Raw genomic sequence first — 24,642 nt, 5'->3', positions numbered from 1 at the left:
GAGAAGAATGAGAAGGATTGAAAAAGGGCTTTCTACGAAGCCTTTGCCGATGCCAGAGGCGTTAAACCCGTATGCTCTTGATCCAGCTGATGGCAGCGGGAGGTAACGGCAAATGCTCCGATCGCGAAAACAACGGCAGCCCAAGGCAGGTATTCGAGACCAACGTTATCCACGACAAGGCTGCCCAGTAGAGAACCAACGGCGATACCCACATTGGATGCAACCGGCATGAGCGTGGAAGCGAAGTCCTTGGAGCCGGCCGAAGATTCATCCGCAAGGTCAATCAGGTATAATTGAACGGCGGTACTGAGCGCAAAGGAGAAGCAGGCGACCAGCATTAACGATACTAAGGCCATCCACGGGAGTGATAGGGTAAGGGCAAGCGTCATCATAATCATCGCTTGGATGATGAAAATCACTTTCAATTTTACCCTTGAATTGCCTTGCGCTACCTTGGCCCCGAGCCAATTGCTAAGAATAGTGAAGGCGCCGTAAACCAGCAGAACGGTACTGATCCATTGCTGCGGAATTCCCATTACATTCTCTAAAAGCGGCGTTATGTACGTGTATACGATAAATACAGAGCCTACGCCAAGGACCGGAATGAAGAAAGCAAGTCGTATCCGCTTGTTCTTGAACAAGGCAAATTGCTGTTTCATGGAGCTTACGCTAATGGTATGGCTCTTGGGCATGACGACCATCATCAAAGCTAGCGGGATGATCCCGACCAATGATGTAACAATGAAAGCCGTTTGCCATCCGGCCATCTGGCCGATTTGCGTTCCGACAGGAACGCCCAGAACATTGGCAATCGAGAAACCTCCGATGATCCAGGCAACCGCACCAGCCCTGCGGGAAGCGCTCATATGCTCGCTTGTTGCGGCAATGGCCAGTGATAAAGTTAATCCGCACAGAATCGCGGTGATGATGCGAATGAATAACATGACGGGGTACGTGGTGGCAAAGATGGTCAAATAATTAAACACTAACACCGCAATATACGCTGTCAGAATGGTAACATGCCGCGGAATGCGTCCGAGCAGCGTCACCGCAAACGGCGTTCCGAGGGCATAAGCAATGGCGAAGCTGGAAACGAGGACACCGGCTGCAGCAAGCGAAATGCTGAGACTTGCGCTAATGTCTTTTAATAATCCAACGATGACATATTCGGTAGTACCCAGTACAAAGGCGGCAAACGTAAAGGCGATAATAAAGATGGTCTCACGTGTTCTGGTCATGGTTGTCTCTTCTCCTGATTTCTCTTTTTGTATGTTTCGATCTTACGTTATGAAAGGCTTTTCAAGTCAAGCCTGAAATGAAGATTTTAAGGCGATGCTCCTCAAGCTACATGCTATAATATAGGAAAAAAAGTGGAGTGGGTGGGAATCTTGCCGAATCAAACTTCAAAACGCTCATGGCGTGCGGACAAACTATCGCAGATCGGTTCTTCCATTTTTGCCGAGGTCAGCGAGTGGAAACAAGAGGCTCTTCAAGCGGGAAGACATATTATCGACTTGAGCATCGGCAGCCCTGACCGTGGTCCTTCTGTGGATATCCGTGAGGTGCTTAGCCAAGAAGCGCTGAAAGAAGATAACTATACATATCCAGGTACTAGAGGGATCGCAGAGTTTCGAGAGCAGTCAGCGGCTTGGATGGAGTATCGCTTTGGCGTAAATGTCAATCCCGATACCGAAATACTCGCCTTGATGGGATCCCAAGATGGATTATCGCATCTGGCTCAGGCCATATGTAATCCGGGAGATGTGGCCATTGTACCGAATCCGGGTTACCCGATTTATGCCGGAGCGCTTGCGATTGCGGGCGTTACGCCTTGGTATCTTCCGCTGAAGGAGGAGTTTGGATTCGTGCCCGATCTGGACAGCATTCCGGAGGAAATATGGGCGAAAGCGACATTCATTCTGCTGAATTTTCCGGGAAATCCGATAGCCGTGCCGGCCGATCTTGCTTTTTTTGAAAAGTTGGTCGGTTTGGCGAAAAAATGGGACGTGCTTATCGTACATGACCTAGCTTATTCCGAAATGGGTTTTGACGGCTACCGCCCCATGAGTATTCTGCAGGTTCCCGGCGCCATCGACATCGCGGTAGAGTTCCACTCCTTCTCTAAGAGCTTTAACATGGCAGGCTGTCGCATCGGTTTTCTTGCCGGCAATGGGGAAGCTGTGAGCGCGCTGCGGGAGTACAAAAGCAACATCGATTTCGGTGTGTTCAAGCCTGTACAGATTGCGGCTGTTCATGCCCTGCGTCAAGCCATGGCATCTGCCCATGAGGAACGGGGTGTCGCTTCACTATATGAACACCGGCGTGATGTCCTCGTGGTATCACTTGCCGAAGCGGGCTGGGTTGTTCCTAAGCCACAGGCTACGATGTTTCTATGGGCCCGGCTTCCTGAGGCCTTTCGTGATGATACATGGAACTCGCGCCGTTTTGCCCGCGATCTACTTCTGGAAACCGGCGTTGCGGTTATTCCTGGAGATGCTTTCGGTTCCGAAGGAGAAGGCTATGTGCGAATCGCGTTAGTCCAGGAAGAGCCAGCTTTGCACGAAGCGGCACATCGTATAGGGAAGTTTATTCGGGGGCTTAAGTCGTAATGAAATGGCTGGGAGTTTCCTTTGTCATGTTCCTAGCGTTGGCATTGTTCCCCCAGACAGCGGGCGAACACGTTATTCTTCATGCGCCTTACATTGAGGAAGTTGAGGGCGATACAAGCAATGCTCCATATAAGGTACAATTCATAGACTTAGATAATTACCAAAGTATCAGTGCATACGAGAATACGTTTACCACCGTACCAGATAATGGAAAGAAATTAACCGTTAAAGTTCTTAATATGAACAACTCGGGCAAAGTGATTCTGAATGTCTACCGAGGAACGGAGGAATTCGGATATATGGATGTCATAGCCGGCAGGGAGGGCATCCGAACATTTGCCATGAATGACGGGAGCGGAGTAACGGGAGATTGGAAGGTTTACATTACGACACGTGACGGTCATGTGATGAACCTCCAGGTTCAAGCAGGGCAGCATTAATCAATGCTGTAATTCAATTGTTAGTTATTTGAGTCATTCGCTATCCAGCGTTAATAAAGGGTGAGCACATTGCGGAACTATGTCCCTATACAAGCTCCAACGATAGAGAATCCATCTCCGGACTCTTCTTACACCTATCACGAATATCTGCCTAGCCCGGCATTAAGTCCTTATGTGGCATGTTATTGGACCTTGGATTATACAGCTTCGCCACTTCAGCAACCGCTTCATCGCATTCTTCCTGACGGTTGCGTTGATATAATATTTAATTTGAAGGTACGGGCAGCTTCAACCTCCGGCTTCATTGCCGGTCTGATGTCATCTTACGAAGCCATGAGACTAACGCAGGATCAGTCACTGTTCGGTATTCGTTTTTTTGCGGAAACCGTCCGCCTATTCATACATTATCCAGCTTCCGATTTCCGTGAGGGTCCTGTATTCTTGGAGGAAGCATGGGGGCTGGATGCGAATCAGCTGAACGAGGGAATGGTCACGGCTCTGGATTCCGCCCACCGAATGGATTTGGTTGAAAGGTTTTTAATGGGTGTCTTAAGCCAGAATAACGTAAGTTCCGAGCCGCTGCTGGAGCATGGCATGCAGTATTTGTACGCTGCTAAAGGAAGAATAACGGTTCGTGCCTTGGCCGAAAAACTTAATTATAGCGAGAGAACCATAAGAAGAGCATTTCAGAAGGAACTCGGCGTCAGTCCGAAGGAGATGTCGGAGATCATTCGTTTTCAAAATTTGCTGCAGGAGCTGTATCAGGCCAAGCCGAATCGGTTTGCTGATATCGCTGCCCAATACGGATACTATGATCAGCCTCATTTTATTAACAATTTCAGGCGTTTATATGGCATGTCACCCATACAGGCTTTGAAGTGATCGATGATGGAATTATTGATGTGTAGAAGCAAGTTGTCCGTTTTTTACAATCTTTCAAAAGAGTCATCGACGAAAATAAGAGAGGTAACGATAAGCATAGGAGGTAATGCCATAATGAGAGCACGTATATCCGTACTCACAATCGGCGTCGATGACCTGGAGCGGTCATTGAAGTTTTACCGCGATGGTCTCGGACTCCCGACCGAAGGGATCATTGGGACGGAATTTGAGCATGGGGCTGTAGCATTCTTTGACTTACAAGCGGGCGTGAAACTGGCGATATGGAATCGCAAAGATCTGTCAGTTGAGACGAATGTTCCTCTGTCCCCTCCGAGTTCCTCGGAGTTTACCATCGGTCACAACGTCGGCAGTAAGGAAGAAGTGGATGAGGTGATGGAGCAAGCCAGCAGGGCGGGCGCTACGGTAACCGTGCCAGCGCAAGACACTTTCTGGGGGGGCTACTCCGGCCATTTTCTCGATCCAGACGGGCACTTGTGGGAGATTTGCTGGAATCCTGCCTGGGACCTTGATATTTCGTAATAGATGTGTTAAATTAATCAACAATTGTTGCGCAACAGAATAAAAAATATTTGAATGTATAACCTCATTAATATGGTCTGAGGGTCTCTACCAGGAACCGAAAAATCCTGACTACAGAAAATGTTTACTCATTTTTTGTAATCAGGATTTTTTTTGTTGATTATAGGCAAATACGACATCGAAGAAGGGGGATTCTATTTCAGATGAATCTGAAAGTATTAATTCTAGCGATTTCGACGATATCCGTCGGGCTGGTTGAACTTATTGTTGGCGGAATATTGCCGCTCATCGCGGATGACTTGCATATCTCACTTGGCACGGCTGGTCAGCTGATTACCGTGTTCGCCCTGGTTTATGCAGTAGCAGGACCGGTTCTCCTTGCGCTTACGGCAAGAGTGGAGCGGAAACGGCTTTATATGATTTCCCTATTTGTTTTTTTTATTGGTAACTTGCTGGCTTATGTAAGCCCGAATTTTACGATGCTATTGGCTGCTAGAATATTAACTGCCATGAGCACAGCGCTGATTATCGTGTTATCTTTGACCATTACCGCCAAGGTGGTTGAACCTGAACATCGGGCTAAAGCATTAGGCGTTATTTATATGGGAATCAGCTCGTCATTGGTGCTTGGCGTGCCGCTCGGTATTTTGATTAGTGAAGCTTTTGGATGGAGGGTACTGTTCCTCGGTATCGGCATTTTGTCGATTGGCTCCATGATCTTGATTTATATGTTCCTGGATCGGATCCAGCCTGAAAATGTCACGCCGTTATCCGTCCAGATCAAGGCGCTCGGCAAATCGAAAATCGCCGGAGCACATCTCGCTACCTTATTCATGCTTGCAGGGCATTACACGATTTATGCATACTTCACGCCGTTTCTTGAATCCGAGCTTGGGCTGAGCCCATACTGGATCAGCATCTGTTACTTTCTGTTCGGACTATCCGCAGTCGGCGGTGGGGCCTTTGGAGGTGCACTCGCCGACCGGCTGGGGTCGCATAAGAGCATTGTAATCATCATTACGTCATTCATGTTGGTGCTGTTCCTATTGCCGTTCTCCACATTCTCAATCGGCGTATTTTTGGTCGTGATGATGATATGGGGTGCATTAAGTTGGAGTCTGGCCCCTCCGCTGCAGAATTACTTGATTCAAGTGGATCCGGGCTCGTCCGATATCCAGCAGAGTTTTAACAATTCCGCGCTGCAAATCGGAATTGCACTGGGATCCGCTATCGGCGGCCTCGTGTTAGAGCAGGGAGGTACCGTATCCAGTACGTCTTGGGTAGGCGGAGGAATTGTCATGGTATCGCTAGTCTGCGCCGTCTATTCCTTAACGAGACCTGCGCTTGCATTGAAGACAAGCAAATAGTCCATTATTGCTAACTAATTATCAAAAGACAGCTGCGATCACGCAGCTGTCTTTTTTCTCAACTATAAACCCGTTCTGTAGGAGAAGATACTGCTGCGTTAAAGGCTGATATGGAGAATGGACCGAATTGACATCGGATCGAAATAACATTAAAATAAAATTGTTTCATACGAATAAATATTTTTTTGTTATACCAAATCATGTCCTGTTTTATTGGTTAATTATTTATTCAATAGAAACAATAAAGTGATATGGAGGGACGTGATATGGCTGAGCAACTGAAATCATCATAACTTTCCGGGGTGTAACTTCTATGGTATGCTCATATTGTTTCTTGCGAAACTAATTTTGGTTATAATGAAAAAAAACAATGAGTTGAGGAGCTTGCATAATCATGAGTACGAGCAAAATAAAAAACGCGATCCATGAAAATTTCATTCGATTTCTGCAGCAAAAAGAACAATATGAGAACCGGTTAAGCAGCACTTTTATCGAAGAGCTCCGGAAAATAATAGAGATAGAACCCACCCTAAACATAACGGAACTACACACCATCGCGTGTATTGGCGAGCAAGAACCGATTAATGTCACTTCGATTGCCGAGACGATGAACCTGAGCAAAGGGAACACCTCCAAGATAACCAATAAATTATTGAAGGCGGGTTGGGTTCGCAGGGCCCAGCTCAATGATAACAAAAAAGAAGTGTACTTCCGGCTAACAGCGGCCGGGAAAAGGCTTTTTGCTATTCATGATGAGCTCCATATCAAGGAGCAGCAGAGGATGAACGATTTTTTGGATAGATATAGCGAATCCGAGCTTGAGCTTATGAAGCGATTATTTGGAGATTTGGTTGACTTTTATCATTAAGAATATGTTCGCCGATACGATACTTGAAGATCTTGAAGGGTTATTCAAGCGATCAAATGGCTGGGGGTTGAAATACATGAATTTTGTGAAGACGATCAGAGAACGAAGAAGCATCCGCAAGTTTAACTCCATTCCCGTGAACCAGGAACTGGTGATCGAATTACTCTACGCTGCGCGGCAGCTTTATCCGTCCAGCGAGGAAGTAACCTTCCGAAGCGTGTATGCGGGGACGGCGGATTCGAAGGAACGTTTGGCTGTCAGTATGCTGGAACCGCTCGTGAAGAACAAACTGGTCAAATGGCTGCCGGAAAAGGTTCGGGATTTCGTTCGGAAGAGGGTCACCGATATACCTGGCCATCTCATCATCATTGCCTCTACGGATGCGGACAGAAGGAAAAGTGATATGAATTATGCGGCGGTCTGCGGGATCATGCAAAATTTTCAGCTTCTTGCCTGGCAACGTCGGCTAGGTACGCTGTGGGATACTGAGCCGATGATGCAGAGCAAAGAATTATTCGAGCTGTTGAAGCTGCAGCCTAATGAGAGGCTGGTTGGTATTTTTCATCTCGGATACTTCGACAAGGCCCCAAGAGCCAGAGCACGAACACAGGCAGAAAAGAAATGGTCGATTTTATCAAGTGGAGGAGGGGTCATTTGATGAGCGATAGCGCTAGACCCGTTTCCGAAAATCATATACTGGAATTATTAAATGTTGCTGTATGGGCTCCTAATGACGGAATGCGGGAACCTTGGCGGTTTATATTTATCGGCTCCGGCAATACAGACATACTATCTGAATTGCAGGATCAGGCTTCGGCTTATCTGATATTGGTCATTAAGGAAGAGCATGATCCTCATAAACGTGAAGAAGACTACGGAGCAGCAAGCTGCCTTATGCAGAATTTCCGTCTGCTCGCTCAGGAAAGCATGCTCCATGTGCGAATGACAATGAATGACTGGATTTATGATAGAGCTTGCACCCGTCGTTTTGGTGTTCATGATGACGAACGGATTGTTGCCGTGCTGGAAATGGGATATGATGAACAAACCATGGAGCCTGTTAAGGCAGAGAGCACACCGGATCTTACCTTTGAGTTGTTGTAGTTGCATGCCGTGCAAGCATACGATAATGTCACATGCTATACTCACAAGAGTCGCCAAATAGGCGACTTTTTTTGATGTAAACTCAATGTCTGGAGGCAGTCATGGTGGTCATGGATCTAATTAGCGGGTAGGGTGGGTGTCTCCTAAATGGAGACAAATAGGCAGGAAAGTACCTGTTGTTCGTTGAATATATCCGAATACATACTGCAACCGCAGGAGGAGAACAACATGAAGTCGATCACCGTTCAAAGTCTTACGGAAATTTTTCATTTGGAAGTACTTGCAGGAGCCAATCGCATGGATCGTATGATTACCCGTCCACAGACGCATAGGCCGGGGCTGGAGTTTGTCGGGTATTTCGATTTTTTCCCTATGGAGCGAGTGCAGGTGCTTGGTCGCAAAGAAATTAACTATTTATTGACACTTAGCATAGAAGAACGCAAGTTACATATCGGGAATATCGTTAAATATCATCCGCCGTGCTTTATTGTCACGTCAGGACAGCAGGAGATTCCTTATCTGACGCTATTCTGTAATCAGGAAGGCATCCCATTATTGCGGACGACAGAGACGACAACGGAGTTTATCGCTAAGTTGGACAGCTATTTGGTGAAGACTCTGGCACCGGAGATGTCGATCCATGCGGTATGTGTGAATGTATCGGGCATAGGTATCCTGCTTCGCGGTAAATCCGGGATTGGCAAAAGTGAGACAGCCCACACCTTGATCAGACGTGGTCACCGGTTTGTAGCAGACGATATTGTGGTGCTTAAAAAGCTGGGCCCGTCGACTCTTCTTGGCACGCATAATGAGACAACACGCGAGTTTCTGGCGCTGCGCAGCATCGGTCTGATCAATGTCGTTCGTCAATATGGACGCACGGCCTTTCAGGACGAGACACGAATTGTGCTCGATATTGAGCTGTCGCCTTGGCGGGAAAATTCCCTAAACAACGAGCTCGAGGCGGTACCTCAGTTTACAGAGTATTTAGGCATTCAAATTCCGCATATCGAGGTTCAGCTTCAGCCGGGACGTGACGTCGCCAGTCTGATTGAGGCGGCGGCCAACAATTGGTATCTTAAACAACTCGGATACAGCGCGGCTGAAGACTTTATGAAACGGATCGAAAACGAGATGCAGTCGTGAACCGGCTTGTGGCAAGCAACGGAAAATTTCTTGTCCTGAGTTATGTTATGGATGATGCTCGGGTCGCGAATATTGTCCGATTATCCCTTCCGCGTTCTACTCCGCTGTCAGTAGCATATATTTTCTGAGAATAACGCTATGGGGAGGGGCAAGATCAATGAGTGATCCCTTGTATGAACACCGGTTCTGGTTGCAGATTCTTGGCGACCACTGTCGTTTTATTTTTACTGCGCTTTCACCCAAGGAAAAAGGGGATATCGCCACAGCCGAGTCCTTAATGGCTAAATTTGATATGCTGCTTGGGGAGTCGCGGCGACCCGATGCCTCCACATTCATCGAGAAACTGACGAATGATGCCTATAAAGTTTCTTATGAACTGCGCGAATTCAAGCTGAGTTTGCTGGAACGACAGCTTGCAGGCAAAATTGACTTTCTTCTGACACCTTCCTTTGTCAACCATATGGTCAATGAATTGGAGGAATACCTTCGGATACTTCAGGCGTTACAAGAAGGTAAGGGCGTACCTCTGTTCCATCCCTTGCATTATGATATGGTATGGCTGCAGGATGCATATGGTCATGCAGCAAGCCTAGCGGCCGATCTGGATTTTGTTGAAAAGCCGTTAATTGCAAAAAGCATGGCGTTTCAGAAAGATTTTGAAGGCTTTTATCTAAAGGCAGTAGAAATGACGGGTTATTTAAGGACGCATATAAAAGATTTTCCAGCCCTGCGCAAATTTCATGCTGATGTAGATATGGAAATGAGGGTGTTCATGCACTTTCTGGCGGAACTCGAAGAATTTGAACTGCGCGGAGAGGTGCTGGACCGGATTAATCCGCTGATGCCGGATCATATGTATCGTGAAGAGTGCTACTATTTGTCCAAGTTGGCTGCTCTGGGTGAAGTACAGAATCCGAACTGCGATCCGACAAAGCCGAGAGTCACTGGCTGAAGAATAGTGCCCGCATGCATGCATTTGATCGGAAGCCTGTCATGCGATGCATGCTGATCCATAAAAAGATGGCGGTGCATCTAGAACTGACCAAGGTTGCCTCGAATAAGCAAGGTCTCCTGCGAAGTCGTCATATTGGCGACTTTTTTGTTATATCCAAAAAGGCTAGGAGCTTGTAACGATAGCCGCCTAACTAACCAGTAGAAATCAGTTAGCTGCTGGACAGGATAGCGTGGTAATATGAAGTAAAATGCAACGTAGGAGAACGGATATGATGGATCGCATAAAGAAATGGGCTTGGATTCTAAAAAGAAAGGTCTTTTTACTTTATTTTGCTTATAAAGATAGTCGGACTCCCTGGTACGCCAAAATATTTGCCATATGTGTTGTCGCTTATGCCTTTAGTCCAATTGATTTGATTCCAGATTTTATCCCTGTACTAGGCTATCTGGATGACGTGATATTAGTCCCTCTTGGAATTGCGATCACATTGAAGATGATACCGAAAGCCGTGGTCCAAGAGCATGAACTACAAGCCGAGGAACGGATGAAGCGTGGTAAACCGAAAAATTGGTTTGCAGGCAGTATGATTATTTTAATATGGATAGCGGCTGTGCTATGGATTTCACTTATTGCTTATCGGCAAGTGTTGAACGAATAGGATGCGATAGCTTCAATGGATCAAGGAGCAGTTTGCTAGCAGCGAAATGATAGGGGGCGCACAATTGCGCTCCTTTTCGCTTTTTTTCAGGTGATCTCATCAACGGTTTCTACAAAAGGATATTAATTATTTCGGACGAATACTTTCAATAGAACATCTCGTTTTTGGAAAACTGCAATGACTTATTAGTCAGTGGGTTCCGGCCCAATAAATGGGGTTGACCAAATTTTCAAGAATCCGCGGGGTGTAGTTGGAGGGGGGAACGTAATGAATTCGAGTCAAAACCAAGGAAGGCCAAATGTTTTACTCATTACAGTCGATCAGATGCGTTTTGATTGTCTCAGCATAGCGGGTCATCCTGTCGTTGAGACGCCCAATCTGGACGAGCTTGCGAGGACTGGTGTACGGTTTAGCCGTGCGTATTCTGCCACACCGACTTGCGTACCTGCAAGGGCAGCCATATTCACCGGGCAATCACAGCGGGGTCATGGCCGTGTCGGCTATCAAGATTGCGTGCCATGGGATTATAAGAGAACGCTGCCGGGGGAATTGGCCGATGCCGGTTATCATACACAGTGTATCGGCAAAATGCATGTCTATCCGGCACGGAATCTGATGGGATTCCACAACGTCATGCTTCACGACGGTTACCTGCATCACAACCGCAATTACCACAGTATTCCGATGCAGGAGCATTACGATCAAGTCGACGATTACTTGCAATGGCTCCGTGAGAGGGTGCCCGGTGCGGATATGATCGATCTCGGTCTGGATTGCAACGCATCGACCGTTGCCCGACCTTGGCATTTAGCGGAAATGCTGCATCCGACGAATTGGGTGGTTACGCAGTCTATTGATTTTCTACGTCGCCGAGATCCCGGGAAGCCATTCTTCCTGTGGATGTCTTTCGTCAGGCCCCATCCGCCGTTCGACCCCCCGCAGGCATATCTGGATCTGTATGAGGATGCCGATATTCCGGAGCCGCCGGTGGGTGATTGGGCGCAGACGGAAGACCCCGATCTGGCTGGGTACTCCCCTACCACAGGGCGAGGGCTGGTACCGAAACGCCGGTTGCGTAAAGTGATGGCAGCCTACTACGGCCTGATCACGCATATCGATCACCAAATTGGCCGTTTCTTACAATCGCTGAATGAATATGGCGAGCTGCACAACACAGTCATCCTGTTTACTTCGGACCACGGCGAGCTGCTTGGAGACCATCATTTATTTCGGAAGTCTCTTCCGTATGAAGGAAGCACCCATGTGCCGTTTATCGTCAATGATCCGGGCAACCGATTAGGCTTGCAGCGCGGGATGGTGTCGGATCAAGTGGTGGAGATGCGGGATATCATGCCTTCGCTGCTGGAAGCGGCTGGCGTGCCTATACCGGATACAGTCGAAGGAGAAAGCATCTGGAGAATTGCCTCAGCAGAAGAGGAAGAAGGGCAAAGCGTTCGGTCTTGGCGCCACCATCTGCATGGTGAGCACGCACAAGGAATGCAGTCCAATCACTGGGTGACCGATGGAAAGGAGAAGTACATCTGGTTCTCCCAAACGGGCGAAGAGCAATTCTTTGACCTGGTTGATGACCCGCAAGAACTGCATAATGCGATTGCGGATGAAGAACGCCAAGAACGTATCCGATATTGGCGATCTGTTCTCATACAGGAGCTTGATGGTCGTGAGGAGGGCTATACGGATGGGCAACAGCTGATCACTGGCCGGAAACCATCAGCAATATTATCCCATATCAAAATATAGCCGCATTTTTGAGTGTGCTTATTCGAGTCCCATACAACACGCAACAGGTTGAATCTTACTACAAATAGAGGTGGATTCGGTTCCATTCTGTTACAATGAAGATAAAATCTTTTAGAAACGAAGTTGAATATGAAAATTGAACTAGGACAACAACATATAGAATGTCATGTAGAATATGGCCCACGCAAAAAGATCTCGATCCAAATGGATCCCTCAGGGCTCGTTACGGTGAAGGTACCCAATCATACCGGTGATGATGTGGTGGTGAACGCTGTGAGGCAGTATGGGGATAAGATTTTGAAACAACTGCAAGCGATTGAGGCGGCTCGAACTGCTCCGAAGGTCAGAGCATACGAAGAGAGTGGCAAATTCCTTCATCTTGGCAAATATTATTCGCTTGATGAGTTAATCGAAACGCATGGGCTTACGGAAGAAGCGCTCCAGCTTGAACTGAAGAAGTTTTACTTCACCAGCTGTAAGAAGGTGATTGGGGAACGGATAAAGATCTATCAGAAGCAGCTGAAAGTCACGCCTAAATCCTTCAACATTGAGGAATCGCAAACGAAGTGGGGCAGCTGCAGCTCGACTAAGCATCTCACCTTCAATTATCGTCTCGCGATGGCGCCTCTCGAGGTCATTGACTATGTGGTCATTCATGAGCTCTGTCATCTCATTCACATGAATCATGATCGCTCCTTCTGGCGGCTCATCGGCAGCGTGATGAAGGATTACAAAGCGAAGGAAGCGTTCCTCGCGAAGTATGGACATGCCATGATTTTATAACACGCTGGAGAATTATGTGAAGAGAATGCGTTAGCATGAACGTAAACAAGAAACTGAGAATTTTCCCACAACGATATGAACAATGGTCAAAAATAAAAACATATGCATGCTTAAGCCGCCAATTTGGTGGCTTTTTTCTTATTCAATATCGAAGCGTGCTCTATCCAGTGAACCCAAAACAATGACGCATATCGAGGGAGAGATGGTCTGTACCATAATTTGGAAAGGGATGAAAGTGACGTTTACGATATCTTCACAGCTTCAACATATTTATTATGTATGATAGAGGAAGAGTCATTATTGACCCAAATATGAGTAGGAACATGCCAGCTATGAAGGTTATTTTATTCATAATCAGATAAGGGCTGTCCAAACCCGATACGGACTGTGAAGCCATTTCGAATGTTTTAACCCTGGTCGTTCCCTTAGAAGATGTAGAGCGGATGATCCTACGCAAGATTGATCTTAATATGCATGGGTCTGGAAAGGAGGTGAACATCATGAACTCCAAGTTCGTCGCGATAGTAGGTGCTGCTGTTTTGACACTTGGCATCGGAACTGCTGTCTATGCTGCGGAGGTGGCTCCAAGTACCTTTAAAGACATGATTCCATTCATGAAAGAAATGCATCCTAATCTCAGCGATTCCGATTTAGAGCAAATGTACAATAATTGTCACGGAAACTCGACTACTCAAGGAATGATGCAAAATAACGCTATGATGCCAACAGTAAATTCAGGATCCATTTATAATTGATTTGAACCAGCAAAAAGACTGTCTATGCACAGTCTTTTTTTGTTTAGATAATTTTTGTTTTGTCATCACTTAAATTAAGCAGGGATTGTTAAAATCGATTACAACGGATGATCCTCTTGAACTAAAGCGATACATTAACAGCTAAAAGGGCAGGTTAGTTCTTGGTGAAGAAGTTAAGTGTATAAAATGACGTTATTGATTAAATATTAAAGATGTTTGATCAATATGAAAATAACTTAACTTGGTGAAAATACATGATACCAACTAATCAAAAATTAATTCTAATCATGTTGGCAATCCTAGGAGTATTTCATTTAACGACTCCTGCCCTGCCGATTATACATGATCAAAGCAATCTTGAGATTGCAATTTACCCCGAACGTCACAAATTACTTGTACGAGAACATGGGCAAGTAATTAAGACCTACTCTGTAGCAGTTGGCAATCCGTCAACTCCGACTCCAGTGGGAGATTTTAGAGTTGAATATAAAGGAACTAATTGGGGACCCTCATTTGGCCCACGTTGGATAGGATTAAATGTACCGTGGGGGAACTTTGGAATTCACGGTACGAATAAGCCCTATTCAATTGGTCAACACCTTAGCCATGGTTGTATCCGGATGCATAATAGGGATGTCATTGAACTGTACGAATTAATTCCGATTGGAACCAAAGTAACGATATACGGTCATGTACTTGGAGACACAAATCACAATCCGCGGGATTTAGCTGAAGGGGATGTTGGTGGAGATGTGCAGCTTATTCAATCCCGATTAAAAAGTGCAGGATATTACAATGGGGAATGTGACGGGAAGTTCCGCTTCAGTACAACCGAGTCACTTAAGAAATATCAGAGGGATCATGACCTTATTGCAAATGGTGTTGTTTCTCGAAAGGTATATGAAGCGTTTGGTTTAATTGAATAGATAAGAATCCAAGGAAAACAGCCCTCATTTCTGCTTAAGCAAAATGGGGGCTGTTTGTTGGTGATTGACAAATTTGATTGGGGTGACTTCCAAGTATCGACTCTGTTAAGAAAACGGGGGTGCTCCCAAAATACAGGTGCAAAAATTCTTAAACTAAGATAATCTAAATTTTAGTGATAATGATATCTTTCATTTTATATAAATTTAACGAAAAGAGGCTGTATGATACAAGAGAGAGAGGAAAGCCAATTCTTGCTTCTAACCAAATTGAAACTGCCCCAGCCCCTTTATCAATCGGTCCCGCGTCCCCGGCTGCTTGAGCGATTGAATGCGGGACTAAACCGCAGGGCGACATTCGTGACGGCTCCCGCCGGATACGGTAAAACGACGCTGGTCAGTGATTGGGCCAGACAACTGGACCTACCCGTCGGGTGGTTATCGCTGGATGACAAGGATAATGACCTCATCCGATTTTGGAACTATTTTATGAGAGCGATCGAACAGGCAATCGGTAGGTTGCCAGACTCCGTTCGTGCCTCGAACGCAATGCTAAGCCCGGGCCAATACGAGCCATTTATGGTTGCTCTGTTAAACGAACTGAACAGCCTGAATGAGCCGATTATTCTGATATTGGATGACTGGCATGTCATACATAATACGGATATCCAGGCGTCCGTTTCTTATTTTCTGGAGTATTTGCCTTCCCACGTGCATCTGTGTTTCTCAAGTCGAAGCATCCATGGTTTTCTGAAGTCGAGATGGATTAGTCGGGACTGGATCCAGGAAATCCATACCCGGCAGCTGTGTTTCAATTTGCAGGAGACGGTGAATTTCTTCCAAAACGTTGAGAAGAGGGAGCTGCAGAGAGAGCAGATTGAACGAATCCAATTCCAGACCGAGGGCTGGGTGACAGGACTTAGGCTGATCTCGTTGTCTATTCATGAAGATGAGAGGATGGGAGCTTTCAGGTACATACATTCCAACCCGGAACGCGTCGAGCTATATTTATTCGAGGAAGTGTTTGAATCGTTGGACGAGCTAACCAGGCAATTTCTGTTGAACGTCTCGATTTTACAGCGAATGAACGGGCAGCTATGTAAGGTTGTAGCTGGCGAACATGGTGCACAGATGCTAGCGGAACTGGAAAAACGCAACATGTTCCTCATCCCTCTGGATGAGAACAGGGACTGGTTCCGATTTCACCATGCATTCGGCGAGTTTCTGCTGAAGCAGCAGCGACGCCTTGATCCTGCGAGGACAAATGCGCTCTTCCAATCGGCTGCAGCCTGGTGTGAATCGGAGGGACTGCTCGAAGAAGCGATAGATTACTACTTGGCCGGAGCCTATCATTCGGAAGCGATACGTCTGCTAGAACAGATGAGAAGTTTGATGGTCCGCAGGGAATTCTCGACCATGAAGGTTTGGTTGTCGGCGATTCCCGAGGAACTGCTTATGCAGTATCCGTACCTCTATTTTTCGTACATTTTTTCGTTATTGTGGTCCCAGGAACTGGAGCTGTCGGAACGGTATTTACAGCTAGCAGAAAAGCATTATGTTGCTTCCTCAGCAAGCTGGAGCCCGGAAGAGAATAATCGCTATTTGGGATATTTGTATTATGTAAGGAATTTTAAAGCGACCCAATATGACATGGATATGATAAAAGGACTGGAGTATATCCATCTGTCACTTCAGCATAGTCCTAAAGGAACGGATCTGATCTTTGCATCTCCTCATATGCCACTGTCTCCTTCTATATACAGGTCATATAATGGCAAGCGCGGCCAACATTTGCCTCGGGGCCTATCGGATACCTTCTTTTTGAGCATGATCGAGTTCATGAAGCCAATGGGCCTGCAGGATTCGGTCGTTGTTTGTTATGGTGAATTACTCTACGAACGCAACGAGCTGGAGCAGGCGGAGGCTTACTTGAAGCTGGGTTTACAAGGCACGAGTCAGGCGCATTATCAACCAGAGAAGGTATACGTTCCCGCGAGTCTTTTCATGTCACGTATCAGCAAATCCAGGCAGGACATCAGTCAGGCAGAAAAATGGTTGGAAGAAGCCTATAGAAGGGCGATTGAGGATGGTGCTAAGGAAGCCCCCCTCTTGCTCGATGTCGAAATGGCTCGTCTGCGAATGGAATCTGGAGACTTGTCTGCAGCTGTCGAATGGAAGAATCGCTACAAGGTCTCGTCGGATGATCCGGTATCCGTATATCAGCTATTCGTCTATATCTTCCTCGTTAGTGTGTTGATGGAGACCGGCAACAGCCAGGAGGCATGGGCGTTATCAGAGAGATTGCTGCAAGTCGCGGTAAAAGGCCATCGTCCGATGGACGCATTGGAGATCCAAGTGCTCCAGGCGATGATGCTGCAGGTGAGGGATAAGCCGCAACAAGCGCTGCTCAAGCTGGAAGAGGCGCTTATATTTGCGAAACCCGATGATTATATCCGTGTGTTTGTTGATAAAGGCCATCTGGTAGCAGAGCTGCTAGCGGAATATGTCCAACATCGTCAAAAAGGGAATATTCGAGATAAAAATGCGCCTTCACTTGCCTATGTGCGGAGAATATTGTCCGCTTTCGGAGGAACAGCCGAGTCTCCGTTACAAGGCAAAGCAACATTAGAAAAGCTTCTGACACCGCGAGAATATACGATATTTCGTCATATGGAGGAAGGGATGGACAATCCGGCAATCGTCGAAACGCTTGGCATCGGAATGGGGACCTTGAAGGCACATATCAATCGCATTTACAGCAAACTGCAGGTGAAAAACCGAGTCGAGGCGATTAAAAGAGGTAAAGAGTTTCAGAGTTAAACACGGAAGGTTGTAACAGCAGGCTCGCTGATCGGCGGGTCTCTTTTTATTCTGTGAACTATAACCGGGTCTATAACCGGGGTTAGATTCGAACGATCGAAAAATCCAATATAATGTTCATCGTGGCAACTGAATAACGAAAGGAAGAAAAGATCAGATGAGACGCACCTTTTGTATTTCGATGGTATTATTTCTCGTGATAGGCATCATCCCGTTTCAAGCATTCGCCAATTCGAATGATGCAATGTCCGGTGACGGGACGGCGAACAATCCTTACGTCATTACAACATTAAGTCAATTAAACGCCGTACGTCATGATTTGAACGCTCATTACAAGCTCGGAGCTGATATCGATGCTTCGGAGACAGCAAATTGGAGTAACGGGGCTGGCTTTATACCTATCGGCGACAACGGAAACGGGAATAGCCCGTTCACTGGTGTCTTCGATGGAGCAGGACATGTCATCCGCAATCTGACCATTCATCAGCCCAAGATGGACATTGTCGGCCTATTCGGGATGGTGGGCTCCAACGGGGTGATAGACCATATCGCTCTCGAAGGAGGTTCAATCATTGGAAACAACCATGTAGGTGGGCTTGCAGGGCGTAACACTGGAACTATTGAACACTCCTACGTTACCGGAACGGTTAGAAGCCAGATGGCCACTGTCGGAGGGTTGGTGGGATACAATGGCATTCACGGTAAAATAACCTCCTCTTACTCTACAAGTGCCGTCTCGGGCACCGATTATGTCGGCGGTTTGGCAGGGCGTAATGACGGGATGGTAAGTGACTCCTATGCTGCCGGTACGATCAATGGCAACTATATAGTCGGGGGGTTAGTAGGGGATAATGAAGGCGGGGAAATACTCCGGTCATACGCCACGGGTGCCGTCAGCGGGAGCGCTGATCACGTCGGGGGACTGGTCGGTTATAATATTTCTGCTCTCATTAGTCAGTCATACGCCACGGGAACTGTCCATGGTGGAAGTGCTGTCGGCGGGCTTGTCGGCAGCACGGACCACGGATCGATCATTCAGTCATACGCCACTGGCAGCGTCAACGGGCGCGATCAATCTGTAGGTGGTCTGGTTGGGAGTAACAGCGGAACATTTAGCAACAGTTTCTGGGATATTGAAACGGTCGGCTTGGATAACGCCTGCGGATACGATACATATGGATCCTGTACCGCGAGCAGCCTTACTACTGCACAGGCACTAACTCAATCGAGCTATTCGGGCTGGGATTTCCACAATGACTGGTTTATGGTCGAGGACTCGACGCGACCATTCCTTCGCTCCGAATGGTCGGCCGCAATTGGGAACTCGCATCAATTGCAACTGATGGCCATGGATCTGTCGGCGAATTACACACTGACGCAGGGTATTGATTTCGACACGACGTTCACTGACAATAGTCGCTCCGATATGTGGGCGACGAGTACAGGGAACGGTTTCGGCTTTGAACCTATCGGTAATGACAGCACTCCGTTCACAGGTACGCTCGACGGCCAAGGATATGATATTACGGGCCTTTATATCAACAGGAGCAGTTTGTTGAGTGTCGGTATGTTCGGCCATATTTCTAGCGGTGGGGTTCAGGACGTTCATTTAAAGAACGGGAATGTCACCGGCGGCCTTCAGACAGGGATGCTGTCGGGACAGAACGGCTCCAACAGTCAGATTATGAAGGTCCATGTTTCAGGGAATGTTACCGGTGCAGACAAGACAGGTGGTCTGATCGGGAATAACGACGGAACGATCGGCAGTTCTAGTTCGAGTGCTACGGTCAATGGAATGAACGAAGTCGGCGGTCTGGTCGGAAGGAACAGCATGGGGAGTGTTACTGAGGCTGTGTATGCTATCGGGAGCGTTAGCGGAAACAGCCACACCGGTGGATTGATCGGCTTGAATGCGGGTCTGGTAAATAACGCGTACGCAACCGGTCAAGTTGATGGGCAATTCAATGTCGGCGGATTGGTCGGTCTCAATGATATGAATAGCCAAGTTAACCTGTCTTTCGCCACCGGGACTATTACCGGAATGGATTTTGTCGGAGGCCTCGTGGGGCGGAATGAGAGCGGCAAGGTGAATGATTCGTACGCGATCGGTTCCGTTGGCGGTCGTTCCGATGTTGGTGGGCTCGTGGGAAGGAATGTCGGTGATATCCGGAATACTTATGCCGTCGGAAGTGTAACCGGCACCAACGAAGTCGGCGGGCTGGTCGGACGGAAATTCGGCATGGTTACCGCGAGCTTCTATAATAAGGAAACGACTGGGCAATCCGATACTGGCAAAGGTGAACCGCGGGTGACTTCGGAAATGAAACAGTATGCACTCTTCGGTACCGAGTGGGACTTCAGCGGAACATGGGTGTTACAGGAGGGAGCCATGTTTCCTGTTTTACAAGGAATTGCAGCTAACCTCGAATGGGACGCTGCACCACCAACCGTCTCCAGTGCGAAGATCGAACGTGAGCATCCGAACAACGTCATCGTGACCTTTGATGAAGAAGTCAGCCTCACTGACGCCGGGGGAATTACAATTACAGCGGACGGGAAGCCTTCTACTATTACACGGGTAACCGGATCGGGAACCAATACGCTTGTCTTTAACGTTGATAAAGCATTTGAAGAAGATCAACAAGTTCTCCTATCCTACGATAAACAATCCGGAAATATTTCCGACCACGCAAACAATGCGTTGCTCAGTTTAACGGATCGAATCATCGACAACTTGACTCGTCCCGTTGACCATACACCGCCATCCATCACCATTACGATGACAACGGCGGATGGAATGGAGTATGTTGATCGCACGTGGAGCAATCAAACGGTTAACGTAAGCGCAGAAGCATCTGACGAGTCTGGCGTCACTTCAATCACGTATTCGCTAAACGACGGATTGTCGTGGAGCCCTTATCTATCTGCTATCGTCCTACACGAAGAAGGTGTTCATAGCATCTCGATCAAAGCCGTCGATACAGCGGGTAATGAATCGATTGAACGACGCACAGTCTGCATCAGCACAACGGGAATAAATTTGACGCCTACACTAGTGAAGGCGGACGGAAGTGAATATACGAGCGGCGAATGGAGTAGGTCGAGCGTAACGTTGAGCGTCTATGCCGAATCGGGAGTCAGCGAGATCGTCAATCTGACCTACACCCTGAATGGGGGGCCTTCACAAGTTTACGAGAACAAAGCACCCGTGGAAATATCGAGTGAAGGCGAAACTAACATTCGTTTTGAGGCGTCCAATCAAGCGGGCAATACGTTATTCCTAGACATCACGGTGAAAATTGACAATACGCCGCCCTTGATCACGATTTACCCGAATGGAAGTGAAACACAAGCAACCTCGGCAGCGCCGAGGGTAACGGTCATTGATTCTGGAAGCAGCATAGATAAAGCCTCGTTGGAGTTTCAATGGACGACCGATTCGTCCATGCCAACTACAGGCTGGAAACCATTTGTGAACGAGGCCACGCTTATGAAAAGTGGCGTTGACGGTGATTGGTACTTACATGTAAGAGCACAAGACCAAACAGGTAATGCCGTTAATGTGACGTCCAGCCGGTATCGTTTGATAACCGAGAAGGCGAATGAAGCAAGCGATTCAAGTCTCACTAACGATAGCTATGTATATTCACTGCCGAACAACACCTTTCCTGTAGGCTTGGAAGGGAGAACGATTGCTTTTGAGGGGGGACATATACGCATCCCTGCTAAAGCACTGAATCGACCATTTTATTTATCCATAAATCTAACACTCCCAGATGATGATCATTTTCCCCTATCCGCTGGAGAACGATTAGCTAGTAAAATCGTGGAGTTTAAAAAAGATGTATCCGGAAAATTCGATAAAGAAGTAACCATCAGCCTGAAATTTGACGCCAACACCATACAAAAAGCCAGTCATGAGCTCCAACTCCGTCAGTTTAACGAAGATGCGAAGGAATGGGTAGCGCTGGATAACATCAACATAGACTGGGATGAGGGGACTATAAGTGGAACAACCGACCACTTTACTCCATTTGCGATTTTCGCAAGAAATATTGTGCCGGCTGAAATCGGTGTTTCGTTTACCGATGTAAAAGGTCATTGGGCGCAAAAGAACATTGAGAATCTTGCAGGAAAAGGCGTTGTAAACGGTTATACAGACGGAAGCTTCAGACCTGACCGTACGATTAGTCGAGCAGAATTCGCGGCAATCCTGGTTCAAGCATTGGGTCTCACGAGTACAGGTAATAAGGAATTCTCCGATACAAAGGATCATTGGGCGAGGAAAGCCATTTCAACAGCGTATTCCTACGGAATCATTCAAGGATACGATTCGGTTACTTTTGGCCCCAACGATTTTATTACGCGCGAAGAAATGGCACAAATGGTAGTTCAAGCTTTCCAATTGGACCAGGTACTTCCCAACAAAACCTTTACCGATCAGGATAAGATTGCGGCTTGGGCACGGGAAGCGATGATGATTGCAGTAGATCATGGAATCATGAAGGGTTATCCAAACAACATGTTAAAACCCAAATCACATGCTAGCCGTGCAGAAGCGATTACCGTGATTTGGCGCGCCATGGAGGCAAAATAAAAAGGCATGGACGAATAAGGGAAGGACTTGTTGGCATTTAGCCACAGGTCCTTTTTTCTGTGGGCAGTGAGATCAATGCCCTAACATCATGTGAGTATGCTAAAGTAGAACACAACGGATGAGGTTCGTCTTCTGGCTAGGTGTTCGAATTTTTATAGCTGTAGTTTATTGATGCGACAGTTAAAAGGAGAAAAATATGTTAACAATACAACAACTACAAGACATTGAACAATTGCAAAAAGAGTGTGAAATTCATGATCATGTACAACTGAAGCTTAACTGGGAAATGTTAAGAGATCGCAAAACGGATCCGCTCGATTTTTTTCATTATGAAAATGGCGAACTTATAGCATTTTTAGGCCTGTATGCTTTTGGTTCTACTGTCGAGGTATGCGGTATGGTAAAACCAAGTGAACGTCGAAAGGGGCATTTCGGGCGGTTGTTTCACCTGGCAATGGAAAAAGTAAACTCAAATGGATACAAGAAAATCTTATTGAATGCGCCTGGAGTATCGGATGCGGCAAAATTCTTTTTGAATAAACAAGGTGCTGAATATGCATTCTCGGAGCATCAAATGGAGTGGCGCGAAACGCCTCTGGAGGAGACGAACGATGTTCTTCTGAGACTGGCAACCGAAAAAGATTACGAAATGAGCGTTCGTTTGTCCGTGACGGCGTTCGGATTGGATGAAGATGACGCTAGAGAGATGGAAAGCCACCATTTCGCGGATAATACGGATATACTCATGATTGACGTGAACGAAGAAACGGTTGGAAAACTTCGGGTGAGTCGTGAAGAGGGGCAGGCTTGGATTTATGGTTTCTCCATCTTGCCGGAATATCAGGGTAGAGGAATAGGCAAAAAAGCGCTTCGCCAAGTTGTTAAAGAGCAAAGTTCTGCCGGATTTACGGTACACTTAGAAGTCGAAACGAAAAACGACCATGCTCTGAGGTTATATGAGTCGGTTGGATTTAAAGCAATACATGTACAAGATTATTATAGATATGAATGCAGCTGAAAACGCTAAGGTTCTCACCGTTCACAAACGATCTTAACCAAGAAGAATTGCTTGATTGCTAAAAGACTTGCAGAACGCGCCGAACCCCTCCGAATTACGGGGGTGGAGGTTGTCATGGTAACGGGCGCTGAACTCATGCTCTTTACACGCGGCTTCTTTCTCGGCGAGACTCTGCCGGATCGCCTTGAGGCTTTGTCCAAACCGACGGTTAGCCGTACTGGGTTCGGATAACCTTGGTATAATATAGATAGCAGAAGAGCCCCTCTCATACGGAGCGGCTCTTCTGCCATTGTATATCTTCTTCTTTCTGCTCTTAGAGGTAAGTTGCTTCGCCTGTACAGGTATAGCATCTGCCGAGACTTCTTCCCAGTAGGTGACGCCCCTCAGCATTGAGACATACAGTCTCAAATAAGCTCCGTTTGGAATCGGTTTGCTGGTAGAAAAGGATAATTCCTTCGCTTTCCCTTCCTTGGTATATCCAACCATTACATAAATGTATGAGTCATTATTCCCTATGCTGTGGAAAGCGCGATCCACGATAGTATAGTAGATGCTTCTACTCGTCAGGTGATTTGAAGTCAATGGGACAGTTGACATAAAAATCACAAATAGTGCAATTCAAAATGCAAGGATGGCAAATGCTCTTTTCATATTCAATGCTCCTTTTTCTTTATGAATTTAGGATGAAGCGATGTCTTTGTATTTCAAGCGGCGGATGGACCATGCTCCGAATAGTATAATAAAGGTGCTGTTCATGAACATAAAGAAGAGGTTCTCCGCGGGGGTCAATCCTTTTTGACTCAGGACACCCATGCCTATGGTTAACAAAGAGTGGGGAAACAGCATGCCAAGTTTCAGTACATACAAACCGAGTCCCAGAAAAACGGCGCAAAGGCTGATACCGATAGGCGTAGCGAAACTTCTGATCCTTATGGACAGCCCCAGCTGCAGTGCCGCAATGGAAATGGAAGCGAACCATCCGCGCAGGCTCCATACTACGGTTTCCATCGGGAACGGACCCGGAATGGAGAACAACCGGCCAGCGGCCCAGTACATGAACATAAAGAAGGCCTGGGCCGCGAAGATCAGCAGGCAGACGGTAAACAATTTGGCAACAAACAGGCTGGAGATGGGCATCGGGGAAGCAAGAACCATATTCCAGTTACGGTTAGCGTGTTCCAATCGGCATACGAAGGCACAGCAGATGGCAATCAGAATGGGCAGAAAAAACTCTCCATAAAACAAACTGACTTGTGTCCACAGGCTGTACCACCCGTTCTGCAAGGCCGCTTGGTTGAAATAAAAGTTAAAGCATCCGATCAGCAGGCTGAATACGGGCAGTATCGCCAGTACCAGGCCGATGCGGGAATGTCGAAGTTTGAGCCATTCGGCGGAAATGCTCCTGAACATGGGGTT

The 24,642-nt window shown here is 47.0% G+C and carries 21 protein-coding genes, 1 pseudogene and 1 riboswitch; of the genes and pseudogenes, 19 read left to right on the top strand and 3 right to left on the bottom strand.

Annotated elements, in window-relative coordinates:
• Nucleotides 1–32: 32 nt before the first annotated feature.
• Nucleotides 33–1,238: an MFS transporter gene (locus ABEW73_RS21310; RefSeq protein WP_430167700.1), complete on the bottom strand. Its 1,206-nt coding sequence runs from the start codon at nt 1,236–1,238 to the stop codon at nt 33–35.
• A 132-nt stretch (nt 1,239–1,370) separates the two neighbouring features.
• Between ABEW73_RS21310 and ABEW73_RS21305 the strand changes: the two genes are divergently transcribed.
• From ABEW73_RS21305 to ABEW73_RS21215, 19 genes are all read left to right on the top strand, one after another.
• A complete protein-coding gene (locus ABEW73_RS21305; protein WP_430167703.1) occupies nt 1,371–2,609 on the top strand; it encodes an aminotransferase class I/II-fold pyridoxal phosphate-dependent enzyme in 1,239 nt (412 codons plus the stop codon).
• A complete protein-coding gene (locus ABEW73_RS21300; RefSeq protein WP_430167706.1) occupies nt 2,609–3,049 on the top strand; it encodes a hypothetical protein in 441 nt (146 codons plus the stop codon). The genes ABEW73_RS21305 and ABEW73_RS21300 overlap by 1 nt, the downstream gene beginning before the upstream one ends.
• Before the next feature lie 60 nt (nt 3,050–3,109).
• Complete coding sequence (locus tag ABEW73_RS21295) at nt 3,110–3,931, top strand: DUF6597 domain-containing transcriptional factor (RefSeq protein WP_430167709.1); 822 nt, start codon at nt 3,110–3,112, stop codon at nt 3,929–3,931.
• 114 nt (nt 3,932–4,045) lie between these two features.
• Complete coding sequence (locus ABEW73_RS21290; RefSeq protein ID WP_430167712.1) at nt 4,046–4,471, top strand: VOC family protein; 426 nt, start codon at nt 4,046–4,048, stop codon at nt 4,469–4,471.
• Nucleotides 4,472–4,505: 34 nt separating this feature from the next.
• A riboswitch (purine riboswitch) is annotated at nt 4,506–4,605 on the top strand.
• Between the two features lie 69 nt (nt 4,606–4,674).
• Nucleotides 4,675–5,838 carry an MFS transporter gene (locus tag ABEW73_RS21285; RefSeq protein ID WP_430167715.1) on the top strand — a complete coding sequence of 388 codons (1,164 nt, stop codon included), beginning with the start codon at nt 4,675–4,677 and terminating at the stop codon, nt 5,836–5,838.
• Between the two features lie 394 nt (nt 5,839–6,232).
• Nucleotides 6,233–6,706, top strand: coding sequence for a MarR family transcriptional regulator (locus tag ABEW73_RS21280; protein WP_430167718.1), 474 nt, complete (start codon nt 6,233–6,235; stop codon nt 6,704–6,706).
• Between the two features lie 76 nt (nt 6,707–6,782).
• Complete coding sequence (locus ABEW73_RS21275) at nt 6,783–7,364, top strand: nitroreductase family protein (RefSeq protein ID WP_430167721.1); 582 nt, start codon at nt 6,783–6,785, stop codon at nt 7,362–7,364.
• Nucleotides 7,364–7,810, top strand: a complete 447-nt coding sequence (locus ABEW73_RS21270) for a hypothetical protein (protein WP_430167725.1) — start codon at nt 7,364–7,366, stop codon at nt 7,808–7,810. Before ABEW73_RS21275 ends, ABEW73_RS21270 begins: the two co-directional genes overlap by 1 nt.
• A gap of 228 nt (nt 7,811–8,038) precedes the next feature.
• Entirely contained in the window at nt 8,039–8,956 is a 918-nt protein-coding gene (hprK, locus tag ABEW73_RS21265) for an HPr(Ser) kinase/phosphatase (protein WP_076321691.1), read from the top strand.
• Between the two features lie 157 nt (nt 8,957–9,113).
• Nucleotides 9,114–9,908: a DUF2935 domain-containing protein gene (locus ABEW73_RS21260; RefSeq protein WP_430167728.1), complete on the top strand. Its 795-nt coding sequence runs from the start codon at nt 9,114–9,116 to the stop codon at nt 9,906–9,908.
• Nucleotides 9,909–10,179: 271 nt separating this feature from the next.
• Nucleotides 10,180–10,569, top strand: coding sequence for a YkvA family protein (locus ABEW73_RS21255; protein WP_430167731.1), 390 nt, complete (start codon nt 10,180–10,182; stop codon nt 10,567–10,569).
• Nucleotides 10,570–10,836: 267 nt separating this feature from the next.
• Entirely contained in the window at nt 10,837–12,330 is a 1,494-nt protein-coding gene (locus ABEW73_RS21250; protein ID WP_430167734.1) for an arylsulfatase, read from the top strand.
• 129 nt (nt 12,331–12,459) lie between these two features.
• The gene (locus tag ABEW73_RS21245) at nt 12,460–13,113 is read left to right on the top strand and encodes a M48 family metallopeptidase (protein WP_430167737.1); all 654 of its coding nucleotides are present in this window, start codon (nt 12,460–12,462) and stop codon (nt 13,111–13,113) included.
• 500 nt (nt 13,114–13,613) lie between these two features.
• A complete protein-coding gene (locus ABEW73_RS21240) occupies nt 13,614–13,868 on the top strand; it encodes a CUE domain-containing protein (RefSeq protein ID WP_430167740.1) in 255 nt (84 codons plus the stop codon).
• A gap of 287 nt (nt 13,869–14,155) precedes the next feature.
• Nucleotides 14,156–14,794: a L,D-transpeptidase family protein gene (locus ABEW73_RS21235; protein WP_430168229.1), complete on the top strand. Its 639-nt coding sequence runs from the start codon at nt 14,156–14,158 to the stop codon at nt 14,792–14,794.
• A 222-nt stretch (nt 14,795–15,016) separates the two neighbouring features.
• On the top strand, nt 15,017–17,611 hold the full coding sequence (locus tag ABEW73_RS21230) for a LuxR C-terminal-related transcriptional regulator (protein WP_430167743.1): 2,595 nt from the start codon (nt 15,017–15,019) through the stop codon (nt 17,609–17,611).
• 157 nt (nt 17,612–17,768) lie between these two features.
• Entirely contained in the window at nt 17,769–22,208 is a 4,440-nt protein-coding gene (locus ABEW73_RS21225; RefSeq protein WP_430167746.1) for an S-layer homology domain-containing protein, read from the top strand.
• Nucleotides 22,209–22,404: 196 nt separating this feature from the next.
• Nucleotides 22,405–23,226, top strand: coding sequence for a GNAT family N-acetyltransferase (locus ABEW73_RS21220; protein ID WP_430167749.1), 822 nt, complete (start codon nt 22,405–22,407; stop codon nt 23,224–23,226).
• A 51-nt stretch (nt 23,227–23,277) separates the two neighbouring features.
• A complete protein-coding gene (locus ABEW73_RS21215; protein ID WP_430168258.1) occupies nt 23,278–23,457 on the top strand; it encodes a hypothetical protein in 180 nt (59 codons plus the stop codon).
• Between the two features lie 105 nt (nt 23,458–23,562).
• On the opposite strand, the pseudogene ABEW73_RS21210 reads toward ABEW73_RS21215, so the two are convergent.
• Nucleotides 23,563–23,823, bottom strand: a pseudogene (locus ABEW73_RS21210) (YxeA family protein); the annotation flags it as partial.
• A gap of 81 nt (nt 23,824–23,904) precedes the next feature.
• Entirely contained in the window at nt 23,905–24,636 is a 732-nt protein-coding gene (locus ABEW73_RS21205; RefSeq protein WP_430167752.1) for an ABC transporter permease, read from the bottom strand.
• Nucleotides 24,637–24,642: the final 6 nt, after the last annotated feature.

The sequence above is a fragment of the Paenibacillus lautus genome (genome assembly GCF_050482385.1).
Classification (GTDB): Bacteria; Bacillota; Bacilli; order Paenibacillales; family Paenibacillaceae; genus Paenibacillus_AQ; species Paenibacillus_AQ lautus_B.
The sequence above is the reverse complement of the archived record's forward strand: the minus strand, read 5'-3'. Positions and strand labels throughout refer to the sequence as shown.

Excerpts from the sequence above, each read along its gene's own strand:
- ABEW73_RS21235 (WP_430168229.1), top strand. The coding sequence starts at position 14,156 with ATGTTGGCAATCCTAGGAGTATTTCATTTAACGACTCCTGCCCTGCCG.
- ABEW73_RS21270 (WP_430167725.1), top strand. The coding sequence starts at position 7,364 with ATGAGCGATAGCGCTAGACCCGTTTCCGAAAATCATATACTGGAATTA.
- ABEW73_RS21280 (WP_430167718.1), top strand. The coding sequence starts at position 6,233 with ATGAGTACGAGCAAAATAAAAAACGCGATCCATGAAAATTTCATTCGA.
- ABEW73_RS21205 (WP_430167752.1), bottom strand. The coding sequence starts at position 24,636 with ATGTTCAGGAGCATTTCCGCCGAATGGCTCAAACTTCGACATTCCCGC.
- hprK (WP_076321691.1), top strand. The coding sequence starts at position 8,039 with ATGAAGTCGATCACCGTTCAAAGTCTTACGGAAATTTTTCATTTGGAA.
- ABEW73_RS21255 (WP_430167731.1), top strand. The coding sequence starts at position 10,180 with ATGATGGATCGCATAAAGAAATGGGCTTGGATTCTAAAAAGAAAGGTC.
- ABEW73_RS21245 (WP_430167737.1), top strand. The coding sequence starts at position 12,460 with ATGAAAATTGAACTAGGACAACAACATATAGAATGTCATGTAGAATAT.
- ABEW73_RS21225 (WP_430167746.1), top strand. The coding sequence starts at position 17,769 with ATGAGACGCACCTTTTGTATTTCGATGGTATTATTTCTCGTGATAGGC.
- ABEW73_RS21250 (WP_430167734.1), top strand. The coding sequence starts at position 10,837 with ATGAATTCGAGTCAAAACCAAGGAAGGCCAAATGTTTTACTCATTACA.
- ABEW73_RS21310 (WP_430167700.1), bottom strand. The coding sequence starts at position 1,238 with ATGACCAGAACACGTGAGACCATCTTTATTATCGCCTTTACGTTTGCC.
- ABEW73_RS21220 (WP_430167749.1), top strand. The coding sequence starts at position 22,405 with ATGTTAACAATACAACAACTACAAGACATTGAACAATTGCAAAAAGAG.
- ABEW73_RS21260 (WP_430167728.1), top strand. The coding sequence starts at position 9,114 with ATGAGTGATCCCTTGTATGAACACCGGTTCTGGTTGCAGATTCTTGGC.
- ABEW73_RS21275 (WP_430167721.1), top strand. The coding sequence starts at position 6,783 with ATGAATTTTGTGAAGACGATCAGAGAACGAAGAAGCATCCGCAAGTTT.
- ABEW73_RS21285 (WP_430167715.1), top strand. The coding sequence starts at position 4,675 with ATGAATCTGAAAGTATTAATTCTAGCGATTTCGACGATATCCGTCGGG.
- ABEW73_RS21290 (WP_430167712.1), top strand. The coding sequence starts at position 4,046 with ATGAGAGCACGTATATCCGTACTCACAATCGGCGTCGATGACCTGGAG.
- ABEW73_RS21300 (WP_430167706.1), top strand. The coding sequence starts at position 2,609 with ATGAAATGGCTGGGAGTTTCCTTTGTCATGTTCCTAGCGTTGGCATTG.
- ABEW73_RS21240 (WP_430167740.1), top strand. The coding sequence starts at position 13,614 with ATGAACTCCAAGTTCGTCGCGATAGTAGGTGCTGCTGTTTTGACACTT.
- ABEW73_RS21230 (WP_430167743.1), top strand. The coding sequence starts at position 15,017 with ATGATACAAGAGAGAGAGGAAAGCCAATTCTTGCTTCTAACCAAATTG.